This is a genomic window from Acidovorax sp. GW821-FHT11A03 (assembly GCF_058809075.1).
Genome location: NZ_JBXASG010000007.1, coordinates 74,144 through 95,869, shown reverse-complemented (window position 1 = coordinate 95,869; position 21,726 = coordinate 74,144). Strand labels below are relative to the sequence as shown.

Genomic DNA, 21,726 nt, shown 5'->3' with positions numbered 1-21,726 from the left:
AGACTAAAGATTCATGAGCAAACCCCGCATCCTGGTCGCCCGCGCCATCTTCCCCGACATCGTGGAGCGCCTGCGCGCGCACTTCGAGGTCGAGGCCAACCCGGACGACGTGATCTGGACCCCGGCCGAGCTGGCCGCGCGCCTGGCCGACAAGGATGGCGTGCTGACCACCGGCAGCCAGCGCATCGACGCGGCCCTGCTGGCCGCCGCGCCGCGCCTGAGGATCGCGGCCAACATGGCCGTGGGCTACAACAACTTCGACGTGGGCGCCATGACGGCGGCCGGCGTGCAGGGCACCAACACGCCCGACGTGCTGACCGAAACCACCGCCGACTTCGGCTTCGCGCTGCTGATGGCCACGGCCCGGCGCATGACCGAGAGCGAGCATTACCTGCGCGCCGGCCGGTGGACCAAGTGGAGCTACGACATGTTCGCCGGCAGCGACATCCACGGCAGCACGCTGGGCATCATCGGCATGGGGCGCATCGGGCAGGGCATCGCCCGGCGTGGCGCGCACGGCTTTGGCATGAAGGTGGTCTACCACAACCGCTCGCGCCTGCCGCCCGCGCTGGAGGCCGAATGCAAGGCCAGCTACCTGGGCAAGGAAGATCTGCTGCGCACCGCGGACCATGTGGTGCTGGTGGTGCCTTACACGCCTGCCTCGCACCACACCATCGGCGCCGCCGAGCTGGCGCTCATGAAGCCCACGGCCACGCTCATCAACATTGCGCGCGGCGGCATCGTGGACGATGCCGCGCTGGCCGCGGCGCTGCGGGAAGGCCGCATCGCGGCAGCGGGCCTCGATGTGTTCGAGGGCGAGCCCGGCGTGCACCCCGACCTGCTCACCGTGCCCAACGTGGTGCTCACGCCCCACATTGCCAGCGCCACCGTGCCCACGCGCCGTGCCATGGCCAACCTGGCGGCCGACAACCTGATCGCCTTCCTGGGGGGGCGTGGGCCGCTCACGCCGGTGAACCAGCCGGTGCCCGGCCCGCGTGGCCGGCAGTGACATCGAGAATTTAAGCAAGAAGGGCCGCTGGCGCTTTATTCATATGCGCAAGCAGCTATCAAAAACATAGTATTCCTGCCTTGACTACCGATACCCTCATCCTGCTGGCCGCGCTGGCTCTCGTGCTGGTTTTGCTGGTGCTGCTCATGCTGCGCCGCCCCCGCGTCGATCTGCCGCCCGAGTGGCTGGCCCGCCTGCAGGCGCTGGAACACACCGCCCAGGCCACGCAGATTGCCGTGGCCAAGAACGACGGCGCGCTGGACGGCATGGGCCAGCAGCTGCGCGGCTTCACGCACACCACGCAGGCCACGCTGGAGACCCTGCGCCACGCGGTGGACGAGCGCCTGGCCCAGGCCGTGGCCGAGTCCCGCAACGGCCGCGCTGAACTGCTGGCGGCGTTCGGCGTGTTCGAAGGGCGGCTGGAGCAGCGCCAGGCCGCGCAGGATGCGGCCCTGGCCCAGCGTTTCGATGCCTTGCAGAATGCCGTGGCCGGGCGGCTGGAAGAAAGCAGCAAGGCCCTGCTGGCCCATCTGGCGCAGGGCCAGGCCGATGCCGCCACCGCGCGCACCGAGCTGTCGGCCACTCTGGTGGGCTTTCGCACCGAACTCACGGCCACCACGGCCGCGCTGGCGGCCGAAAGCGTCAAGTCGCGCGAGGCGATGGGCGAAAGCGCCGCGCTGTTCGAAAAGCGCATCCAGGAGCGCTTCGAGGCCCTGCAGGCGGCCACGCGCCTCACGCTCGATTCGCTCAAGGGCGACATCCAGACCCAGCTGGGCACGATGTCTAGCGCGCTCAAGGACCAGCTGGAAGCCAATGGCTTCCAGATCAGGAACCAGTTCTCGGTGCTGCAGGATGCGGTCTCGCAGCAGCTCACGGGGCTGGTGCAGGGCAGCCAGCAAAACGCGGAGCAGCTGCGCAACGCGCTCAACGAGCGGCTGGCCGCGATCCAGGCCGACAACTCCACCAAGCTCGAGGAGATGCGCCGCACGGTGGACGAAAAACTCCACGCCACGCTGGAGCAGCGCCTGGGCGAATCCTTCAAGCTGGTGAGCGACCGGCTCGAACAGGTGCACAAGGGCCTGGGCGAAATGCAGACCCTGGCGGGCAGCGTGGGGGACTTGAAGCGTGTGATGACCAACGTGAAGTCGCGCGGCACCTGGGGCGAAATGCAGCTGGGCGCCATCATCGACAACGTGCTCACGCCCGACCAGTTCGCGCGCAACGTCAAGACCGTGCCGGGCAGCGATGAGCTGGTGGAGTTCGCCATCCGCCTGCCGGGCAAGAGCGACGAGCATCCGGTGTGGCTGCCCATCGACTCCAAGTACCCCGTGGAGCAGTACCAGCGGCTCATGGACGCGCAGGACGCGGCCGACAAGGGGCTGATCGCCTCGGCCGGCAACGCGTTCGAGGCCTCGATCAAGCTCGAAGCCAAGAAGATCTTCGCCAAGTACGTCTCGCCGCCGCACACCACGGACTTCGCCGTGCTGTACCTGCCCACCGAAGGCCTGTTCGCCGAGGTGATACGCCGCCCCGGCCTGGTCGAGGCCATCCAGAACGACTGCCGCGTGATGATCACCGGCCCCGCCAACCTGGCCGCCATGCTCAACAGCCTGCAGATGGGCTTCAAGACACTGGCCATCGAGAAGCGCTCGTCCGAGGTGTGGAGCCTGCTGGGCATGGTCAAGACCGAATTCGCCAAGTTTGGCGACGTGGTGGAGGCCACCAAGAAGTCCATCGACGCGGCGGCCAAGCGTTTCGACGAGGTGGGAGTGCGCACCCGCGCCATCCAGCGCAAGCTGCGTGATGTGCAGGACCTGCCGGCGCCCCCCGGCGCCACCCTGCCGCTGCCCGTGGGCGGTGGCACGGCGGCGCTGCCCGGACTGGACGCGGAGGACGACCCGCTGTGAACCGGGCACTGGCCCGTCTGATCGCAGGGCAGGTCTGCGTGCATGCCAGCATGGCCGGCATGCGCCTGGCCGCGCCGCTGCTGGCGCTGCGCGAAGGGTACAGCGCGGCGGCGGTGGGGCTGCTGGTGGCGCTGTTCGCGCTCACCCAGGTGTTCCTTGCCCTGCCCGCGGGCCGGTACGCGGACCGCCGCGGCCTCAAGCGCCCCGTGGGCTATTCGGTGGCCGTGGCCTGCGTGGGCGCGGGGCTGGCGGTGGTGTTTCCGACCTTTCCCGTGCTGTGTGTCTCCGCGCTGATGACCGGTGCGGCGGCGGGCCTGGCCACCATAGCGGTGCAGCGCCACGCCGGCCGCGCGGTCCATGACGCCACCGAACTCAAGCAGGTGTTCAGCTGGCTGTCCATCGGCCCGGCGGTGTCCAACTTCATCGGGCCTTTTTGCGCGGGCCTGGCCATCGACCACGCGGGTGGCGCGGCGGGCAGCCTGGAGGGCTACCGCGCGGCCTTCGTGCTGCTTGCGCTGCTGCCGCTGCTCAGCTGGTTGTGTGTGCGCGGCACGCAGGAACTGCCCAGCGTCGCCGCCGCCAAGGGCGGCCCGCCCCAGCGGGCGTGGGACCTGCTGAACGACCCGCCGTTTCGCCGCCTGCTGATCGTGAACTGGCTGATCTCCTCATGCTGGGACGTGCACGCTTTTGCGGTGCCGCTGCTGGGGCACGAGCGTGGGCTGTCGGCCGCGGTGATCGGCACCATCTTCGGCGCGTTTGCGATCGCCGCCACGGTGATCCGCGTGCTCATGCCCTTTGTCGCCGAGCGCCTGCGCGAGCGCGGCGTGATGGCGGGGGCCATGCTGGTGACGGCGGTGCTGTTCGGGGCCTATCCGCTGCTGGACAGCGCATTCGCCATGGGGGTGTGCTCGGTGCTGCTGGGTTTTGCGCTGGGCACCGGGCAGCCCATGGTGATGAGCCTGCTGCACCAGATCACGCCATCGCACCGCCAGGGCGAGGCGCTGGGCCTGCGGCTGATGGCCATCAACGCATCGAGCGTGCTGATGCCGCTGCTGTTCGGGTCGGCCGGCGCGGTGATCGGGGTCAGCGGCCTGTTCTGGGCCGTGGGCGCGACGGGGCTGGGCGGCGCCCGGCTGGCGTGGCGCATCGGCGGGGAGAAGCCGGAGAAAGCGCACGGGCCGCAGTAGCGTGGCGGGAGGCCACGCCCCCGCACGCGGCCGCCGGCAGGTGGTGCCGTACCGTGCCGCGACGCAGCGCGGATCTACAGCTGGTAGAACGACTTGATCAGGCCCCAGGCTTCCTGCGGGTCGTCGGTGTAGTGGAACAGGCCCAGGTCCTGTGCCGAGATCGTGCCTTGTTCGACCAGCACCTCGAAATTGATCAGGCGCTTCCAGTAGTCCGTGCCGAACAGCACGATGGGCACGGGCTTGGCCTTTTTCGTCTGCACCAGCGTGAGCACCTCGAACAGCTCGTCCAGCGTGCCGAAGCCGCCCGGGAAGGCCACCAGGGCCTTGGCGCGCATCATGAAATGCATCTTGCGCAGCGCGAAGTAGTGGAACTTGAAGCTCAGGGTCGGCGAGATGAAGCGGTTGCCGCTTTGCTCATGGGGCAGGGCTATGTTCAGCCCCACGTTGAGCGCGCCCACGTCATGCGCGCCGCGGTTGGCGGCCTCCATGATGCCGGGGCCGCCACCGGTGCAGATGTAGATGCGGTCGGCGGGCGGCTGCAGCTCGCTGTGTTCCGCGACGATGCGAGCGAACTGGCGGGCCAGGTCGTAGTAGCGGGCGTTGCGCACGGCCTGGTGCGCGCGCTGCAGGCGCACTTCGTCGCCGCTGGCCTCGGCTTCGGCCAGCTGGGACGCGGCCTCGTCGGGCGCGACGAAACGGGCGCTGCCGTAGACCACGATGGTGTTCTCGATGCCCTGCTCGATCTGGCCGAGGTCGGGCTTGAGCATCTCCAGCTGGAAGCGGATGCCGCGCGTTTCGCGGCGGAACAGGAATTCGGGGTCTGCAAACGCGAGCCGGTAGGCGTCGGCGTGCAGCGGATTGCCGTTGGCGGCGTGGCTTTGCAGCTCCGCCCAGGCATCGGCCAGGCGGCGTTCATTCAGTTGGGTGTTGGCATCCATGGCAGATCAGGAAAACGCGGCCGGCCGGTGCGCGAGCGCGGGTCGGCAGTGGGTTGAATGGGGGGTGGTTGGCGGCCGTTGTGCCCGATTATCACGCACGATCAGGCGCGCCCTGCTAGCAAAAGAGTAGCAGTGTGGATGCCCAGCACGGTCAGCGTGAGCGAACCGAGCAGGTGCACGGAGGTGGTGCCCAGCGCGAGCAGGTAGCGCTGCTGCTGCAGCATGCCCACGACCTCGGCCGAAAAGCTGGAGAACGTGGTGAGGCCGCCGAGAAAGCCTGTGACGAGGGCCAGCCGCCAGACCGGGTCCAGCTGGGGCAGGGCCTGGAACACGGCCACGCACACGCCTACCAGATAGCCCCCAACGAGGTTCGCGGCCAGCGTGCCCCAGGGCATGAGCGCTCCCACGGTGTTCAGCCACATGCCCAGCCGCCAGCGCGCCAGCGCGCCCAGACTGGCGCCGATGCAGATAGCCACGACTGCGAGCATGGTGCGATCACTCCCCGTAAATTGGATGCGGGCGCTATTGTGGCCCACGCCGGCCGTTCACGGCCTGCGCCCCGCGGTGGGGCCGGCCTCGCCGCAGCCTTCCGGGCGCGGCGGCGTGGACCGGCTGAGGGCGGCTACTTCTCCACGCCCATGACCAGGTCGGGAAGGATGGTCACGATCTGCGGGAAGATCGTGATGAGTGCGATGCACACCACCAGGCACAGGAAGAAAGGAATGGCGGCGCGCGCGATGGTGTTGCTGTCCTTGCCGGTCATGTTCTGCAGCACGAAGAGATTGAAACCCACGGGCGGCGTGACCTCGGCGATCTCCACCAGCAGCACGATGAAGATGCCGAACCAGATCAGGTCGAACCCGGCCTGCTGGATCATGGGCAGCACCACGGCGCTGGTGAGCACGATCATGCTGATGCCGTCGAGCGCGGTGCCCAGCACCAGGTACACGACCACCAGCACGCTGATGAGCGCGAACGGCGACAGGTGCATGGCATTGACCCATTGGGCCAGCTCGCGCGGAATGCCGGTGAAGGCCATGGTCTTGGTGAGAAAGGCGGCGCCGGCCAGGATGAACATGATCATGCAGCTGGTGCGCGTGGTGCCCATCAGGCCTTCCTTGAAGTTCTGCCAGGTGAGCGAGCGGCTCCACAGCGCCAGGCCCAGCGATCCCACCACGCCGTAGGCCGCGCACTCGGTGGCGGTGGCGTAGCCCGTGACGAGCACGGCCACGATGAACACGATGAGCACGCCCACGGGGATCAGGTTGCCCGACTTGCGGATCTTCTCGCGCAGGGAGGAGGGCGGGTCGGCGGCGGGCACCTTGTCGGGGTTGCGCAGGCTCCACCAGCCGATGTAGCCCGAGAACAGCAGCATCAGGAGGATGCCCGGCAGGAAGCCCGCCAGGAAGATGCGGATGATGGAGGCATCGGCGGCCACGGCGTACACCACCATGGTGATGGAGGGCGGGATCAGGATGCCCAGCGTGCCGGCCGTGGCCAGCGCGCCCAGCGCCAGCTTCTCGTCGTAGCCGCGCTTCATGAGCTCGGGCAGCGCCACCTTGCTGATGGTGGCGCAGGTGGCCGCCGACGAGCCCGAGACCGAGCCGAAGATGCCGCAGCCCAGGATGGTGGTGTGCATCAGCCGGCCGGGCACGCGGTTGAGCCAGGGGCGCAGCCCCTCGAACATCTCCTCGGAGAGCTTGGTGCGAAACAGGATCTCGCCCATCCAGATGAACAGCGGCAGCGCCGCCAGCTCCCAGCTCGCGTTGCTCTCCCAGAACGCCGAGAACAAATTCTTGGCCGGCTGCGTGGAGGTGAAGAACGCCTGCCCGACCCAGCCGCAGATCGCCAGGGTCATGGCGATCCACACACCGCCGGACAGCAGCACCAGCATGAGCAGCAGCAACACGCCACCCACCATCAAGATATCCATATCGAACTTTCTGGGCCGATGAGCGCTATGCCCGATGCAGCCTGTTGTTATCGGTACTCACACCGCAATGCGCTTCCAGCGCACCGCAAAAACTGGCGCTGCCAAACGCCAGTGCCACCGTGGAGCCGGCTTCGCCGGGCCACCAGTGGCATTCCCCTCGGGGGAAGGCGCGCAGCGCCTCAGGGGGGCTTCTCTAGATATCAGAAGAAAAGTCGCCCTTGGCATGGCGCTCTTCGACGGCGCGCACGAAGGTCGGCACGCCGCCGCGCAGCACGATGATGAATTCATCGACCACGGCCACCCACAGCAGGATGGAGCCGAGCGCGAAGCTCAGCTGCGGAATCCACAGCGGCATGGGCAGGAGGCCCTGGGAGATGTCGTTGAACTCCCAGCTCTCGTAGGTGTAGCTGCAGGCCGCCCACATGAGGTAGCCCACGGCCACGGACCCGATGGCCAGCGACACCACCTCGAGCTGGCGGCAGCGGCGCGGGGACAGCTTTTCCAGCAGCAGCGTCACGCGCACGAAGTCGCCGTGCTTGAAGGCATGCGCCATGGCCAGGAACGCGGCAGCCGCGCAGAACCAGGCCACGATGTCGTTGATGGCACCGGTGCGCAGGCCCAGCTCGCGCATGATGCTCTGCGCGATCATGAGCACGCAGATGAGCGCGATGAATGCCGCGCCCAGTGCGCCGGCGGCGAGGTAGATGCGGTCGAGCCAGCGGCGCAGCATGGTCACGGCTTACTTCTTGGCCGCAGCGGCCGTGGCCGGGCCACCCTTGCGGTAGGCCGCGATGATCGCTTCGCCTTCCGGGCCGGCTTTCTTGAGCCAGTCGGCCAGCATGATCTCGCCCACCTGGCGCATGTCGGCCATGAGCTTGGGCGCGGGGGTGACGATCTTCATGCCCTTTTCAGCGAGGGCCTTCTTGTACCACTCGGTCTTTTCGGCGCTGACCTTCCAGCCGCGAGTCTCGGCCTCGGCCGAGGCCTTGAGCAGGGCGTCCTGGCTGGGCTTGTCGAGCGCGTCGAAGGCCTTCTTGTTCACGATGACCGCGTTCTTGGGCAGCCAGGCCTGGGTGTCGTGAAAGAGCTTGATGCTTTCATAGATCTTGCTGTCGTAGCCCGTGGAGCCGGAGGTCATGGTGGCTTCCACCACGCCCGTGGCCAGGGCCTGCGAGAGTTCCGCCGCCTGGATGGTCACGGGCTGCGCGCCGATCAGCTCGGCGATCTTGGCGGTGGCGGGGCTGTAGGCGCGCCACTTGATGCCGCGCAGGTCGGCCACCGAGGCCAGTTCCTTCTTGGAGTAGATGCCTTGTGGCGGCCAGGCCACGGCATACAGCAGCTTCATGCCCTGCGTGCCCAGCAGCTTGTCCAGCGAGGCCTTCTGCGCGTCGTACAGGCGCTTGGAGTCGGCATACGAGGTGGCCAGGAAGGGAATGCCGTCCACGCCGTACAGCGGGTTTTCGTTCTCGAAGTTGCCCAGCAGGATTTCGCCCGCCGGCGCCTGGCCGCCCTGCACGGCGCGCTTGATTTCGTTGGCCTTGAACAGCGAGGCGTTGGCATGCACGGTGATCTTGAGCTTGCCGGCGGTGGCGGTGTCCACGTCCTTGGCGAACTGCATCAGGTTCTCCGTGTGGAAGTTGCTCACCGGGTAGGCGGCCGCAAGGTCCCATTTGGCCTGGGCCTGGGCCGAGGTGGCAGACATGCCCAGTGCCAGGGCCATTCCCAGGGCAGTGGTGGAGAAGATTCGACGCTTCATGGAGTGCTCCGCAAGGTGGATCGTGGGGGTAAGCCACTGTATAGAAAGCAATCGGCCGTGGCATAGGTGTTTTGCCTAAACGCTGACAAATTGCCAACAAATCATTGTCGAGTTGCCTACAATGGCCTATGCATATCCCGTGCCAGATTCGACTGTTGTGGAGGCGGTGTTCATGAAACCAGGGGCCAAGGCCAAGGGCGATTCCGGTCCGATCGTGTCGTCCGCGCACCTGGTGTCGGCGCAGAGCGCGGAGATGAGCGAGTTCGAGTTCGGGCTCATCGTCGCGGGCAATGCCTTTCACCGCTGGGTGGTGCATTGCATGTCGGCTGCCGGCCTGAAGGACCTGACCCCGCTGGATGTGGTGGTGCTGCACCACGTGACGCACCGCGCGCGCGACAAACGCCTGGCCGACATCTGCTTCATCATGAACGTGGAAGACACGCACCTGGTGAACTACGCGCTCAAGAAGCTGCAGAACCTGGGGGTCGTCGCATCACAGAAGAATGGCAAGGAAGTGACCTATGCCGCCACCGAATCCGGCCGCGCCTACGTGCAGCGCTACCGCGAGATCCGCGAGAGCTGCCTGATCGATGCGCTGCAGGCGGACGATTCGCTCAACCGCGACATTGGCGAGCTGGCCCGGTTGCTGCGTGTGCTTTCCGGCATGTACGACCAGGCGGCGCGCTCGGCCGCCTCCCTGTGACCCGCGGCACGCACGGTATTTCAATCCAACAATGCTCCTGCGCTTGGTGCACAAGCGCAAAAGGCTATCAATAACATAGCAAAAGATGTCCAACCAACCTTCCCCCATGTCCCGCTGGCAGTTCTGGATCGACCGGGGGGGCACCTTCACCGACGTGGTGGGCAAGCGGCCCGACGGCAGCCTGGTCACGCACAAGCTGCTGTCCGAGAACCCCGAGCAGTACAAGGACGCCGCCGTGGCGGGCATCCGCCACCTGCTGGGCCTTGCACCTGGCGAGCCGGTGACACCCGCACTGGTGGAGTGCGTGAAGATGGGTACCACGGTGGCCACCAACGCGCTGCTGGAGCGCAAGGGCGAGCCCACGCTGCTCATCACCACCAAGGGCTTCAAGGATGCGCTGCGCATCGCGTACCAGAACCGTCCGCGTTTGTTCGACCGGCGCATCGTGCTGCCCGAGCTGCTGTACGAGCGCGTGGTCGAGGCGCAGGAGCGCGTGGGCGCGCGCGGCGAGGTGATCGAGCCGCTGGATGAGGCGCACCTCAAGGAACGCCTGTGGGCCGCCTATGACGCGGGCCTGCGCAGCGCAGCCGTCGTGTTCATGCACGGCTACCGCTACACCGCGCACGAAGAGGCCGCCGCGCGCATCGCGCGCGAGGTGGGCTTCACGCAGGTGAGCGCCTCCCACGCCACCAGCCCCATGATGAAGTTCGTGAGCCGGGGCGACACCACCGTGGTGGACGCCTACCTCTCGCCCATCCTGCGCCGCTATGTGGAGCAGGTCGCCAGCGAGATGCCGGGCGTCAAGCTGTTCTTCATGCAATCGTCGGGCGGGCTGACCGATGCGCAGGTGTTCCAGGGCAAGGACGCGATCCTGAGTGGCCCCGCGGGCGGCATCGTGGGCATGGCGCGCACGGCGGGCCTGGCGGGGCACGAGAAGGTCATCGGCTTCGACATGGGCGGCACCTCCACCGACGTGAGCCACTACGCGGGGGAGTTCGAGCGCGAGTTCGAGACCCAGGTGGCCGGCGTGCGCATGCGCGCCCCGATGATGAGCATTCACACCGTGGCCGCCGGTGGCGGTTCCATCCTGGGGTTCGACGGCGCGCGCTTTCGCGTGGGCCCCCAGAGCGCGGGCGCCAACCCCGGCCCCGCCAGCTACCGCCGGGGCGGCCCGCTGGCCGTGACGGATGCGAACGTGATGGTGGGCAAGATCCAGCCCGCGCATTTTCCGAAGGTGTTTGGCCACGGCGCCAACGAGGCGCTGGATGGCGATGCCGTGGTGCAGAAATTTGATGGCCTTGCCACGCAGGCGGGGCGCAAGGCCGAGGATGTCGCCCACGGCTTCATCCAGATCGCCGTGCAGCAGATGGCCAACGCGATCAAGAAGATCAGCGTGGCGCGCGGCTACGACGTCACGCGCTACACGCTGCAGTGCTTTGGTGGCGCGGGCGGCCAGCACGCCTGCCTGGTGGCCGATGCCCTGGGCATGACACGCGTGTTCGTGCACCCGCTGGCGGGGGTGCTCAGTGCCTACGGCATGGGCCTGGCGGACCAGAACGTGATCCGCGAGCAGGCGGTGGAGGCCAAGCTCGCGCCCGAGGCGCTGGCAGGCATTGAGGCCACGCTGGAACAACTGGCCACCACCGCGCGCACCGAGCTGGAGCGCCAGCAGGCGGGTGCAGGCACAGCCGTGGTGCACCGCCGCGTGCACGTGCGCTATGAGGGCAGCGACTCCGCGCTCATCGTCCCGTTGGGCTCGCTGGCCGAAATCACCGCCGCGTTCGAGAACGCCTACCGCCAGCGCTTTGCGTTCCTCATGCAGGGCAAGGGCCTGGTGGTGGAGGCCGTGTCGGTGGAGGCCGTGCTGCCCGGCGACGCGCCCCTGGAGCCGCGCCACACGCTGCAGCCCGCGCGCGAGGTGCCGCGCCGCAGCACCGTGCGCATGTACACCGGCGGCATCGACGGCGTGGCCGCGTGGCATGACGCCGCGCTCGTGGTGCGCGAAGACTTGCGCCCTGGCGACGTGATCCCCGGCCCGGCCATCATTGCCGAGAAAAACGCCACCACCATCGTCGAGCCCGGCTGGGAGGCCCGTCTGACCGAGCTGGACCATCTGCTGCTCGACCGCCGCGTGGCCCGTGCCGTGCAGCATGCGGTGGGCACCACGGTGGACCCGGTGCTGCTCGAAGTGTTCAACAACCTGTTCATGAACATCGCCGAGCAGATGGGGCTGCAGCTGCAGAACACGGCGTATTCGGTGAACATCAAGGAGCGGCTGGACTTCAGTTGCGCGCTGTTCGACACGGCGGGCAACCTGATCGCCAACGCGCCGCACATGCCGGTGCATCTGGGCTCGATGGGCGAGAGCATCAAGACGGTGATCCGCGAGAACGCGGGCAAGATGCAGCCGGGTGATGTGTATGTGCTCAACGACCCGTACCACGGTGGCACGCACTTGCCAGACATCACCGTCATCACGCCGGTCTACCTTGCCGACGAGGCCGCGCCCACGTTCTACGTGGGCAGCCGGGGCCACCACGCCGATGTGGGCGGCACCACCCCCGGCTCCATGCCGCCGTTCTCCACGCGCATCGAGGAAGAGGGCGTGCAGATCAACAACGTGAAGCTGGTCGAGCGCGGCGTGCTGCGCGAGGCGGAGATGGTCGCTCTGCTCGAAAGCGGCGAATACCCCAGCCGCAACCCGCAGCAGAACATGGCTGATTTGCGCGCGCAGATCGCGGCCAACGAAAGGGGCCAGCAGGAGCTGCGCCGCATGGTCGGCGAATTCGGCCTGGACGTGGTGCTGGCCTACATGCGCCACGTGCAGGACAACGCCGAGGAATCCGTGCGCCGTGTCATCACGCGCCTGAAGGATGGTGCGTTCACGCTGCCCCTGGACAACGGCGCGCAGATCAGCGTGACCGTGAAGGTGGATGCGAAGAACCGCAGCGCCACCATCGACTTCACCGGCACCAGCGCGCAGCAGACGAACAACTTCAATGCACCCACGGCGGTGTGCATGGCGGCGGTGCTGTATGTGTTCCGCACGCTGGTGGATGACGACATTCCGCTCAACGCGGGGTGCCTGAAGCCGCTCAACGTCATCATTCCGCCCGGCAGCATGCTCAACCCCAACCCGCCGGCCTCGGTGGTGGCGGGCAATGTGGAGACTTCCACCTGCATCACCAACGCACTGTATGGCGCGCTGGGCCTGATGGCGGCGGGGCAGTGCACCATGAACAACTTCACCTTTGGCAGCACGCGCTACCAGTATTACGAGACGATCTCGGGCGGCAGCGGCGCGGGGGGCGTGTGGGATGCCAACGGGCAACTGGCGGGTGGTTTTGCAGGCACCAGCGTCGTGCAGTGCCACATGACCAACTCGCGCCTGACGGACCCCGAGGTGCTGGAGTTCCGCTTCCCCGTGCGGCTGGAGGGCTACGAGATCCGCAAGGGCTCGGGCGGCGCCGGGCAGTGGAAGGGCGGCGACGGTGGCATCCGCCGCGTGCGCTTCCTGGAGCCCATGACGGCCAGCATCCTGTCGAACGGCCGCCACCATGGCGCATTTGGCATGGCGGGCGGCCAGCCGGGTGCCGTGGGCATCAACAAGGTGGTGCGCAGCGATGGCCGGGTGGAGCTTCTGGATCACATCGGCCAGGCCGAGATGCAACCGGGCGACGTGTTTGAAATCCACACGCCGGGCGGCGGCGGATTCGGATCTTCAGGCCAAAAATAGTGATGAAAATGGCCGCTGGCGCTTGTCCATCAAGCGCTGGCAGCTATTAATTCAGGAGTCTTCGGTTTCCTGTGCTGCCCTGGGTTGGCTCAGGCTTGGCGGCACATTCAGCCCCATCTGCCGCGCGCGGAACAGTGCCGCGCGCATCAAGAAGATCGACATGATCGGCACCGTGATCGCCACGAACACGGCGATCAGCAGCGCATGCAGAGCCAGGCTGCGGTCGGCCACCGAGAAGTACAGCACCGTGCCATGCATGATCAGCCAGCAGCCCAGCGTGGCGATGATGGCGGGCGCATGCACGCGCTCGAAGAACGTGGGCAGGCGCAGCAGGCCGGTGGAGCCCAGCAGCGCCAGCCCCGCACCCGACAGCACCAGCACGGCCACGATGATTTCGAGCCACAGCGGAAGAACGGCGATGGCGGCGGCTTCGGTCATTCGATCACCTCGCCACGCAGCAAAAACTTGGCCATGGCCATGGAGCCGACAAAACTGAACAGCGCCAGCAGCAGGGCGGCCTCGAAGTAGTTCTTGCTGCCGTACAGCAGGCCCAGCACCAGCATCACCAGCATGCCGCTGAGGTACATGCAGTCGAGCGCCAGCACGCGGTCCTGCGCGGAAGGGCCCTTGAGCAGGCGGATCAGCGCGCAGCCCATGGCCAGGGCCAGCATGAACAGGGCGATGGGCAGGGCCCAATCCAGGATCGGTGTCATTCAAAGATCTCCATCAAGGGACGTTCGTAGCGCTGCTTGACGCTGGCGGCCATGGCTTCGGCGTCGTCCAGCTCCAGCACGTGCAGCAGCAGCATGCTGCGGTCCAGCGAGAGTTCGGCCCAGGCGGTGCCGGGGGTGATGCAGACGATCGTGGCCAGCACGGCCAGGGCATTGGGGTCGCGCACGTCCAGCGGAATGTGCACGAAGCCCGAGGGGTGCCGCCGGCGGCCCGGCGCGAGCAGCAGGCGCGCCACGGCCAAGTTGGAGCGGGTGGTGTCCGCCACCACCGTGAATGCCAGGCGCAGCACGGCACCGGGTTTGCGGATGCGCACGGGCAACGGGCGCAGCCCGGCCGTGAGCAGCGGGATGGCCAGCGCGAGCACCGTGCCCAGCACGATGTGGCCCGCGCTCAGGCTGCGGTTGAGCAGCAGCCACAGCGCCAGCAGCGCCAGCGAGAGCACGGGGGCGGGCACCAGGCGCTTGAAGGGCCGCTGCACGGGGGTGTTGCGGGGCTTCATGGGGGCGTGGTTCCTTGGGGTGCGGGCGCATCCGCGTGGGGCGGGTTGGGCACCGGCGCGGCGGTCATCACGGCGCGCACATAGGTGGACGGGGCATGCAGCGCGTCGGCCGTGGCCTGGGTGTAGCGCATCACGGCCCCCGCCTGCCATACCAGGGCCGCGCTGGCCAGCAGCAGCAGGGCGATGGGCAGGCCTTCCAGCACCAGCAGCTTGGGGGATGTGCGGTCGTGCGCCGCCCAGAAATGGCGGATGCCCGCGCGCGTGAGCGCCAGCAGCGCGAGCAGGCCCGACCCCACCAGCAGCGCCACCAGCATCCAGCCCGCGGCGCCCAGTTGGAATCCGTGGGATGCCCCCAGGCCCAGCGGATTGAAGAGCGCGTGGACCATGGCGAACTTGCCCACGAAGCCCGGCAGGGGCGGCAGGCCCGCGATGATCAGCGTGCAGGCCATGAACGCCAGCCCCAGGAACGCCGCCGCCGCAGGGATGACCTGGCCGATGAGTGCCTCCTCCTGGTCGTCGAGGTTCATGCCTTCGGTGGGCACCAGGTCGGCGGACAGGAACGGGGCGTCGTCGGTCTGCTCGTAGGGGGCGAGGTTGGAGCCGTCGTTGCGCCAGCGGTCGATCAGGTCGGCCAGCAGGAACAGCGCGCTCACGGCCAGCGTGGAGCTGAGCAGGTAGTACAGCAGCCCGGCCGTGAGCAGGTTCTGCCCGAAGCCGACCGCCGCCAGCAGCGTGCCCGACGACAGGATGGCGCTGAAGCCCGCCAGGTGCCCCAGGCGCTGCGAGCCCAGCATGCCGATGGCGCCGAAGGCCATCGTGAGCATGCCGCCGCCGATGAGCCACTGGCCGCCGAACTGGGCCGATTCGCCGGCCTCGGCGCCAAACAGCAGTGTCCACAGCCGCAGCAGGCTGTACACGCCCACCTTGGTCATCAGCGCGAACAGCGCCCCCACGGGGGCCGTGGCCGCGCTGTAGGCGGGTACCAGCCAGAAGTTGAGGGGCCATACCGCCGCCTTGATGAGAAAGGCCACCGCGAGGACCGCCGCAGCGGCGTGCAGCAGGCCTCGGTCCGCTGGCGCGACGGCGGCGATGTTCTGCGCCAGGTCGGCCATGTTCAGGGTGCCGGTGATGCCGTAGAGCATGGACACGCCGATCAGGAACAGCGACGAGGCCGCCAGGTTGATGGCGATGTAGTGCAGCCCCGCCGACACGCGCGGGCGGCCCGAGCCGTGCAGCAGCAGGCCGTAGGACGCGGCCAGCATGATCTCGAAGAACACGAACAGGTTGAACAGGTCGGCCGTGAGGAACGCGCCCGCCAGCCCCATGAGCTGGAACTGGAACAGCGGGTGGAAGTGCACCCCCGCGCGGTGCCAGCGCGCCGCCGAGAACAGCACGGTGGCCAGCGCCACGGTGCTGGCGAGCACCAGCATCATGGCGGAGAGCCGGTCGATGCCGAGCACGATGCCGAACGGCGCCGGCCAGTTGCCCGGCAGGTACACCGCCAGGCTGTTGTGAAGGGCGGGGTCCTTGGCCTGCACGAGCAGCAGCACGGCCACCACCAGGCCCAGGAAGGTCGAGGCGATGTTGAGCGTGACCTTGGTGCGCTGGCGCTCCTCGCGCAGCAGCAGCATGAGCCCGGCCGTGAGCAGGGGCAGCGCGATGGGCGCCAGGATCAGGTGCGGCATCAGCCGCTCCAGTAGGAGGTGCACGGATGTCATGTCAGGACTCCATGGCGCTGCGCATGAAAAGGGCGCGCCTCAGGCCAGGGCAGCCGAGCCAGGGCCGCCCCGCCGCGAGGGCTGCGTCCCCCTGCCCGCAGCGCACAGCGCTGCGAGATCGGGGGGAAGCGGCGAAGCCGCTCAGGGGGGTGTTCTTCATCATGGCATTTCCTGCACGTCTTTGCCCTTGGTGCCGTCCACATGGTCGGTGCCCGCCATGCCGCGCGATGCCAGCAGCACCACGAGGAAGAGGGCGGTCATGGCGAAGCCGATCACGATGGCCGTGAGCGTGAGCGCCTGGGGCATGGGGTCGGCGTAGTGGGCCAGGTCCTGGGGCAGGCCGGGCTGCAGCACGGGCTCCTTGTCGATGGCCAGGCCCAGGCGGCCCATGCTGAAGATGAAGAGGTTGACGGCGTACGACAGCAGCGACAGGCCCATGATGATCTGGAAGGTGCGGGGGCGCAGCAGCAGCCACACGCCCGAGCCGGTGAGCACGCCGATGGCCAGGGCCAGAATCAGTTCCATGGGCCTTCTCCCTGTGTCGCCGCGGCGGCCTGCACCTCATCGGCCGTGCGTGCGTTGTTGTAGCGGTGGCTGCGCACCGACTGGTGGGCGATGCCGGTGAGGATGAGCATGGTCGAGCCCACCACCAGCGTGAACACGCCGATGTCGAAGAACAGCGCGCTGGCCACGTGCACCTCGCCCACCCAGGGCAGGTGCAGGTGGGCCGTGTGGCTGGTCAGGAAGGGGTAGCCCCAGGCCCAGGCCCCCAGGCCGGTGGCCAGCGCGGCCAGCAGGCCCACGCCGATCCAGCGGCGCGGGTACAGGGGCAGGTGGGCTTCGACCCACGAGGTGCCCGAGACGATGTACTGCAGCAGCAGCGCCACCGAGAACACCAGCCCCGCCACGAAGCCGCCGCCGGGCTCGTTGTGCCCGCGCATGAACAGGTACATGGACACGAGGGTCGCGAACGGCAGCATCAGCCGCACCAGCACGGCGGGCACCATGAGGTAGCCCACGGCGGTGTCGGCGGTCTGGCGCGGGTTGGACAGGTCGGTGTCCACATCGGCGGGCAGCGCGCGCTGCTGGGGCGGCAGGTCCATCACCTCGCGCGCGGGCCGAAAGCGCCGCAGCAGCGCATACACCGTCAGGGCCACGATGCCCAGCACCACGATCTCGCCAAAGGTGTCGAAGCCCCGGAAGTCCACCAGCATCACGTTGACGACATTGGTGCCCCCGCCTTCGCTGAGCGCGCGCTCCAGGAAGAAGGTGGAGGTGCTGTCGGGGAAGGGCCGGCTCATCATCGCGAACGACAGCAGGGCCATGCCCGCACCCGTGGTCAGCGCCAGCGCCATGTCGCGGTAGCGGCGCAGCTGGGTGCGGCGCTCTTCGGCCAGCGTGGGCTTGCGCAGGGCCTCGTCGCGGCGCGGCAGCCAGCGCAGGCCCAGCAGGATGAGGATGGTCGTCACGACCTCCACCACGATCTGCGTGAGCGCCAGGTCGGGGGCCGAAAACCAGAGGAAGGTCAGGCACACGCACAGCCCCGCGCCACCCAGCAGCGTGAGTGCCGCCAGCCGGTGGTACTTGGCCTGCCAGGCCGCCGCCATGGCGCACAGCCCGCCCAGCAGCCACAGCAGCGCGAAGGCCGGAGACAGCGGCAGCTGCGCCCGGTCGCCAATGGGCAGGCCACGAGCCCACAGGGGCAGCACGCAGGCCACCAGCGCGGCACTCACCAGCCACAGCATCTGCCACTGCAGCCGCCCGGTGCCCAGCATCCGGCGGCCATGGCGGCCCCACTGGGTGACGGCCGCCAGGGTGCCTTCGAACAGCCGCTGGCCGCTGATGTGGTGCATGACCGGTGGCGCATCCAGCACGCCTTTTTCGCGCTGCCAGCGCAGCAGGGCATACAGCGCGATGCCCCCGCCCAGGGCCACCAGGCTCATCACGAACGGTGTGTTGAACCCGTGCCAGACCGCCAGGCTGTAGGTGGGCAGCTCGCCCCCCACCACCGGCCCTGCGGCCGCGGCCAGGTAGGCGCCCACGGACCAGGCAGGCAGCGTGCCCACCACCAGGCAGGCCAGCACGAGCAGTTCCACCGGCACCCGCATCCAGTGCGGCGGCTCGTGGGGTGGGCGCGGCAGGTCGGTGGCGGGCGGACCCCAGAACACATCCACCGTGAAGCGCAGCGAATACGCCACGCTGAACATGCCCGCCACGGTGGCGGCCACGGGCAGCAGCCATTCCAGCATCGGCGTGGTGTTCACGTACACCGTTTCGGCAAAGAACATTTCCTTGGACAGGAAGCCGTTGAGCAGCGGCACGCCGGCCATCGCCGCGCTGGCCACCATGGCCAGCGTGGCGGTGATGGGCATCATCGTGCGCAGGCCCGACAGGCGGCGGATGTCGCGCGTGCCACTTTCATGGTCCACGATGCCCACGGCCATGAACAGCGAAGCCTTGAAGGTGGCGTGGTTCATGATGTGGAACACGGCGGCCACGGCGGCCAGCGGGCTGTTCAGGCCGAGCAGCAGGGTGATGAGCCCGAGGTGCGAGATGGTCGAATAGGCCAGCAGGCCCTTGAGGTCGTTCTGGAACATGGCCGCGTAGCCACCCACCAGCAGCGTGCAAAGGCCCGCCCCCCCCACCAGCCAGAACCATGCCTCGGTGCCCGCGAGCGCGGGCCACATCCGCGCCAGCAAGAACACGCCCGCCTTGACCATGGTGGCCGAGTGCAGGTACGCCGATACAGGCGTGGGCGCGGCCATGGCGTGGGGCAGCCAGAAGTGGAACGGGAACTGCGCGCTCTTGGTCAGCGCGCCCAGCAGGATCAGCACCAGCGCGGTCAGGTACAGCGGGTGCGCCTTGATCAGTGCGCCGGCGGCCAGCACGTGGTCGAGGTCGTAGCTGCCCACGATGTGGCCCAGCACCAGCATGCCGGCCAGCATGCACAGGCCGCCCGTGCCCGTGACCGTGAGCGCCATGCGTGCCCCACGCCGCGCATCCTTGCGGTGGTGCCAGTAGCCGATCAGCAGGAAGGAGAACAGGCTGGTCAGCTCCCAGAAGAACGCGATCTGGATGATGTTGCCCGACAGCACCACGCCCGCCATCGCACCCATGAACGCCAGGAAGAACGCAAAAAAGCGCGGCACCGGGTCGGCCGCCGACATGTAGTAGCGCGCATACAGCACCACCAGGCTGCCTACGCCCAGCACCAGCATGCAGAACATCCACGCGAAGCCGTCCATGCGGATGACCAGGTTCAGGCCCAGCGCGGGCAGCCACTCGATCTCCTGCCGCAATACGCCGCCGTCGGCGATCTCGGGAAAACACAGCGCGACCTGCACGGTGCAGAACACGGCGATCAGCCCCGCCAGCGTGGACTCGGTGTTGCGCGCATTGGCGGGCAGCACGGCCGCCAGAAGGCTGCCGATGAAGGGAAGGAGAATGAGGGTGATCAGGGGCATGCGCGAACAATTTTAGGGGTTCGCTCCAAAGCCCCTGCCCGGGCCTTGCCGTTGTGCAGCCGGTGGGCACAAAAAGACAAGCCCGCCGAGGCGGGCCTGAAGCCTGAAGAGCGTGCTTAGCTTTTGCTAGCGCTGGCGGCGGCAGCGGGCCCTGGCGCCGTGGCGGCAGGCGGCGCCGCATCGGTCCCCGTGCTCCCGTGGGGCTTGCGGTCCACGGCTTGTTTCCTGCTGCCGTGGTGGTTTTTCGCTTCGGCCCTGGCGGCCGCTGCGGCGCTGTATTTCTTGCCGCCGACCGTCAGGCCTTCCCTGGAGAAATTCACCACGCTCTTGGGTCCCACGCCGCCGACACGGCCGATGAAGTCGCCCCAGTCCTTGAAAGGCGCGTTCCTGCGCTCTTCCAGGATCCGGCCCGACAGGCCGGGACCGATGCCCTTGATGCCGTCGAGTTCAGCCTCGGTGGCGGTGTTCACGTCCACGGCGGCGAATGCCGCGGCGGCACACAGCGCGGCGAAGAGGGCAAGCAGTTTCTTCAGCATGGCGAATGGTCTCCTGGTGGGGGTGGCGCGGCCTGGCCCGGCGGCTTTCAGAGTTCCTCGACGCGGCGCGCCGGATAGCTGTCCCAGGTCTGGCAGCCGGGGCACTGCCAGAAATGCTGGCGTGCCTCGAACCCGCAGGCCGCGCAGCGGTAGCGGGTGAGCGGCTTGACGGCATGCTCCAGCGCACGCTGGATCTGGGGGTGGAACTCCTCGTGCTCCAGCTTCTCGGCGGCCAGCCATTTGGCGGCGGCCACGAGCGAGCGTTCCTTGTCCAGGTGCTGCACATAGCGCTGCCGTGCCGTGTCGCGCGTGGCGTCGTCGGCGGCTTCCATGGCCACGATGCTTTCGAGCACGTCCAGGGACGGTGCCTGAGCGTAGTGCGCCTGCAGCAGCGCCTGCGCTTCCGGTGTGCGCCCCGTGGCGGTGGCGGCCTCGACGAGCAGCGCGGCGGCCAGGGGCAAAGCGGCGGGGTTGCGCTCGCCCAGTGTTTTCAGGGTGGACAGCACGGCGGCGGGCTGGCCCATGAGGCGCTGCAGGCGCGCCAGCTCGATGCGCGCGCGGGCGGCCTCCGGGGCGGCGGCCACGGCCTGCTCCAGCAGGGCCTGGGCACCGGGCAGGTCCCCCTGGGTGCTCAGCGCCAGGGCCTGCTCGCACAGGTAGTGGGCCTGGCGGGTGCTGAAGTCGCCCTGATCGGCGTCGTGCATCTTGCGGGCGATGGTGGCGGCATGGGGCCAGTCGCGCGAACGTTCATAGATGGCCAGCAGCGCCAGGCGGGCCTGGGCCTCGAAGGGCGTCCCCTCCAGGCGGTGCAGGGCTTCTTCCGCGCGGTCGAGCAGGCCGGCCTTGAGGAAGTCGAGCGCCAGCGCGTGCTGGGCACGCTCGCGGTCGGTGCGGGAGAGGTCGCCGCGCGAGAGCAGGTGCTCGTGCACGCGCACGGCACGGTCGTATTCGCCCCGGCGGCGGAACAGGTTGCCCAGCGCAAAGTGCAGCTCCGAGGTGTCGGGGTCGTTCTGCACCGCCTCGATGAAGGCGTCGATGGCCTGGTCCTGCTGCTCGTTGAGCAGGAAGTTCAGGCCCTTGAAGTAGGCCTTGGGCGCGCGGCGGTTCTCTGCGCGCAGCTGGCGCAGGTCGAAGCGCGATGCCAGCCAGCCCAGCACGAAGGCCACGGGCAGGCCCAGCAGAATCCAGGTCAGGTCAAATTCCATGGGCGGAGGGCAGGTCGGGCGGTGGTGGCGGGGCAGGGGGGGCCGTGCTGGCCGCGGCGGCGGGGGCCGATGCCGGCGCGGGGGACGCCACGGCGGCATGGGCGCGGCGCGCGGCGGCGCGGTGCCTCCACCAGCGCGGCACCATGCCCAGCACCCCGACGGCCAGGCCTGCCGAGAAGGCGGTCAGCACCACCAGCACCAGGGGGGCGCGCCATTGGGTGCCAAAGAAGAAGTGCACGGTGGCGTCCTGCTGGTTGTTCAGCGCGAAGGCAAACAGCGTAAAAAAAATGGCTGCCTTGAGCAGCCACAGGAGGTATTTCATCGGTCTCCCCAGTGGTGGGGCGATTCTAAGAGCTTGCGCATGCGGGGCGGCGGGGCTCCCGGAGGGCTGGTATCCAGATCA

Annotated in this window: 19 protein-coding genes; 5 read left to right on the top strand and 14 right to left on the bottom strand. The window is 68.3% G+C overall.

Annotated elements, in window-relative coordinates:
• Positions 1–13: 13 nt before the first annotated feature.
• From AC1RVY_RS18260 to AC1RVY_RS18250, 3 genes are all read left to right on the top strand, one after another.
• On the top strand, positions 14–1,009 hold the full coding sequence (locus AC1RVY_RS18260; protein ID WP_369642360.1) for a 2-hydroxyacid dehydrogenase: 996 nt from the start codon (positions 14–16) through the stop codon (positions 1,007–1,009).
• 80 nt (positions 1,010–1,089) lie between these two features.
• Complete coding sequence (locus AC1RVY_RS18255) at positions 1,090–2,916, top strand: DNA recombination protein RmuC (protein ID WP_218297498.1); 1,827 nt, start codon at positions 1,090–1,092, stop codon at positions 2,914–2,916.
• Positions 2,913–4,103 carry an MFS transporter gene (locus AC1RVY_RS18250; protein ID WP_492807596.1) on the top strand — a complete coding sequence of 397 codons (1,191 nt, stop codon included), beginning with the start codon at positions 2,913–2,915 and terminating at the stop codon, positions 4,101–4,103. The genes AC1RVY_RS18255 and AC1RVY_RS18250 overlap by 4 nt, the downstream gene beginning before the upstream one ends.
• 74 nt (positions 4,104–4,177) lie before the next feature.
• Here AC1RVY_RS18250 and AC1RVY_RS18245 read toward each other — a convergent pair whose 3' ends face one another.
• From AC1RVY_RS18245 to AC1RVY_RS18225, 5 genes are all read right to left on the bottom strand, one after another.
• Entirely contained in the window at positions 4,178–5,041 is an 864-nt protein-coding gene (locus AC1RVY_RS18245; protein WP_218297496.1) for an LOG family protein, read from the bottom strand.
• A gap of 101 nt (positions 5,042–5,142) precedes the next feature.
• Positions 5,143–5,529, bottom strand: coding sequence for a fluoride efflux transporter CrcB (gene crcB, locus AC1RVY_RS18240; protein ID WP_218297495.1), 387 nt, complete (start codon positions 5,527–5,529; stop codon positions 5,143–5,145).
• 134 nt (positions 5,530–5,663) lie between these two features.
• Complete coding sequence (locus tag AC1RVY_RS18235; protein ID WP_218297494.1) at positions 5,664–6,974, bottom strand: TRAP transporter large permease; 1,311 nt, start codon at positions 6,972–6,974, stop codon at positions 5,664–5,666.
• A 193-nt stretch (positions 6,975–7,167) separates the two neighbouring features.
• Complete coding sequence (locus AC1RVY_RS18230; protein ID WP_218297597.1) at positions 7,168–7,704, bottom strand: TRAP transporter small permease; 537 nt, start codon at positions 7,702–7,704, stop codon at positions 7,168–7,170.
• A gap of 9 nt (positions 7,705–7,713) precedes the next feature.
• Entirely contained in the window at positions 7,714–8,730 is a 1,017-nt protein-coding gene (locus AC1RVY_RS18225; RefSeq protein ID WP_218297493.1) for a TRAP transporter substrate-binding protein, read from the bottom strand.
• A 172-nt stretch (positions 8,731–8,902) separates the two neighbouring features.
• Between AC1RVY_RS18225 and AC1RVY_RS18220 the strand changes: the two genes are divergently transcribed.
• Complete coding sequence (locus AC1RVY_RS18220; protein WP_218297492.1) at positions 8,903–9,433, top strand: winged helix DNA-binding protein; 531 nt, start codon at positions 8,903–8,905, stop codon at positions 9,431–9,433.
• Positions 9,434–9,518: 85 nt separating this feature from the next.
• Positions 9,519–13,169: a hydantoinase B/oxoprolinase family protein gene (locus AC1RVY_RS18215; RefSeq protein ID WP_492807595.1), complete on the top strand. Its 3,651-nt coding sequence runs from the start codon at positions 9,519–9,521 to the stop codon at positions 13,167–13,169.
• Between the two features lie 51 nt (positions 13,170–13,220).
• On the opposite strand, the gene mnhG is transcribed toward AC1RVY_RS18215, so the two are convergent.
• The 9 genes from mnhG to AC1RVY_RS18170 all read right to left on the bottom strand — a co-directional run bounded on the left by mnhG (position 13,221) and on the right by AC1RVY_RS18170 (position 21,645).
• A complete protein-coding gene (gene mnhG, locus AC1RVY_RS18210) occupies positions 13,221–13,607 on the bottom strand; it encodes a monovalent cation/H(+) antiporter subunit G (protein ID WP_218297490.1) in 387 nt (128 codons plus the stop codon).
• Positions 13,604–13,882 (bottom strand): K+/H+ antiporter subunit F, encoded by a 279-nt coding sequence (locus AC1RVY_RS18205; protein WP_055402533.1) that lies wholly within the window; start codon positions 13,880–13,882, stop codon positions 13,604–13,606. The genes mnhG and AC1RVY_RS18205 overlap by 4 nt, the downstream gene beginning before the upstream one ends.
• Entirely contained in the window at positions 13,879–14,400 is a 522-nt protein-coding gene (locus AC1RVY_RS18200) for a Na+/H+ antiporter subunit E (protein ID WP_218297489.1), read from the bottom strand. Before AC1RVY_RS18200 ends, AC1RVY_RS18205 begins: the two co-directional genes overlap by 4 nt.
• Positions 14,397–16,118, bottom strand: a complete 1,722-nt coding sequence (locus AC1RVY_RS18195) for a monovalent cation/H+ antiporter subunit D (RefSeq protein WP_255590832.1) — start codon at positions 16,116–16,118, stop codon at positions 14,397–14,399. The genes AC1RVY_RS18200 and AC1RVY_RS18195 overlap by 4 nt, the downstream gene beginning before the upstream one ends.
• A 159-nt stretch (positions 16,119–16,277) precedes the next feature.
• Positions 16,278–16,643 (bottom strand): Na+/H+ antiporter subunit C, encoded by a 366-nt coding sequence (locus AC1RVY_RS18190; RefSeq protein WP_142146595.1) that lies wholly within the window; start codon positions 16,641–16,643, stop codon positions 16,278–16,280.
• On the bottom strand, positions 16,634–19,582 hold the full coding sequence (locus AC1RVY_RS18185) for a monovalent cation/H+ antiporter subunit A (RefSeq protein WP_492807592.1): 2,949 nt from the start codon (positions 19,580–19,582) through the stop codon (positions 16,634–16,636). The genes AC1RVY_RS18190 and AC1RVY_RS18185 overlap by 10 nt, the downstream gene beginning before the upstream one ends.
• Before the next feature lie 116 nt (positions 19,583–19,698).
• Positions 19,699–20,118, bottom strand: a complete 420-nt coding sequence (locus AC1RVY_RS18180) for a ComEA family DNA-binding protein (protein WP_492807590.1) — start codon at positions 20,116–20,118, stop codon at positions 19,699–19,701.
• Positions 20,119–20,165: 47 nt separating this feature from the next.
• Entirely contained in the window at positions 20,166–21,323 is a 1,158-nt protein-coding gene (gene lapB, locus AC1RVY_RS18175; RefSeq protein WP_492807588.1) for a lipopolysaccharide assembly protein LapB, read from the bottom strand.
• Complete coding sequence (locus AC1RVY_RS18170; RefSeq protein WP_218297485.1) at positions 21,313–21,645, bottom strand: LapA family protein; 333 nt, start codon at positions 21,643–21,645, stop codon at positions 21,313–21,315. Before AC1RVY_RS18170 ends, lapB begins: the two co-directional genes overlap by 11 nt.
• Positions 21,646–21,726: the final 81 nt, after the last annotated feature.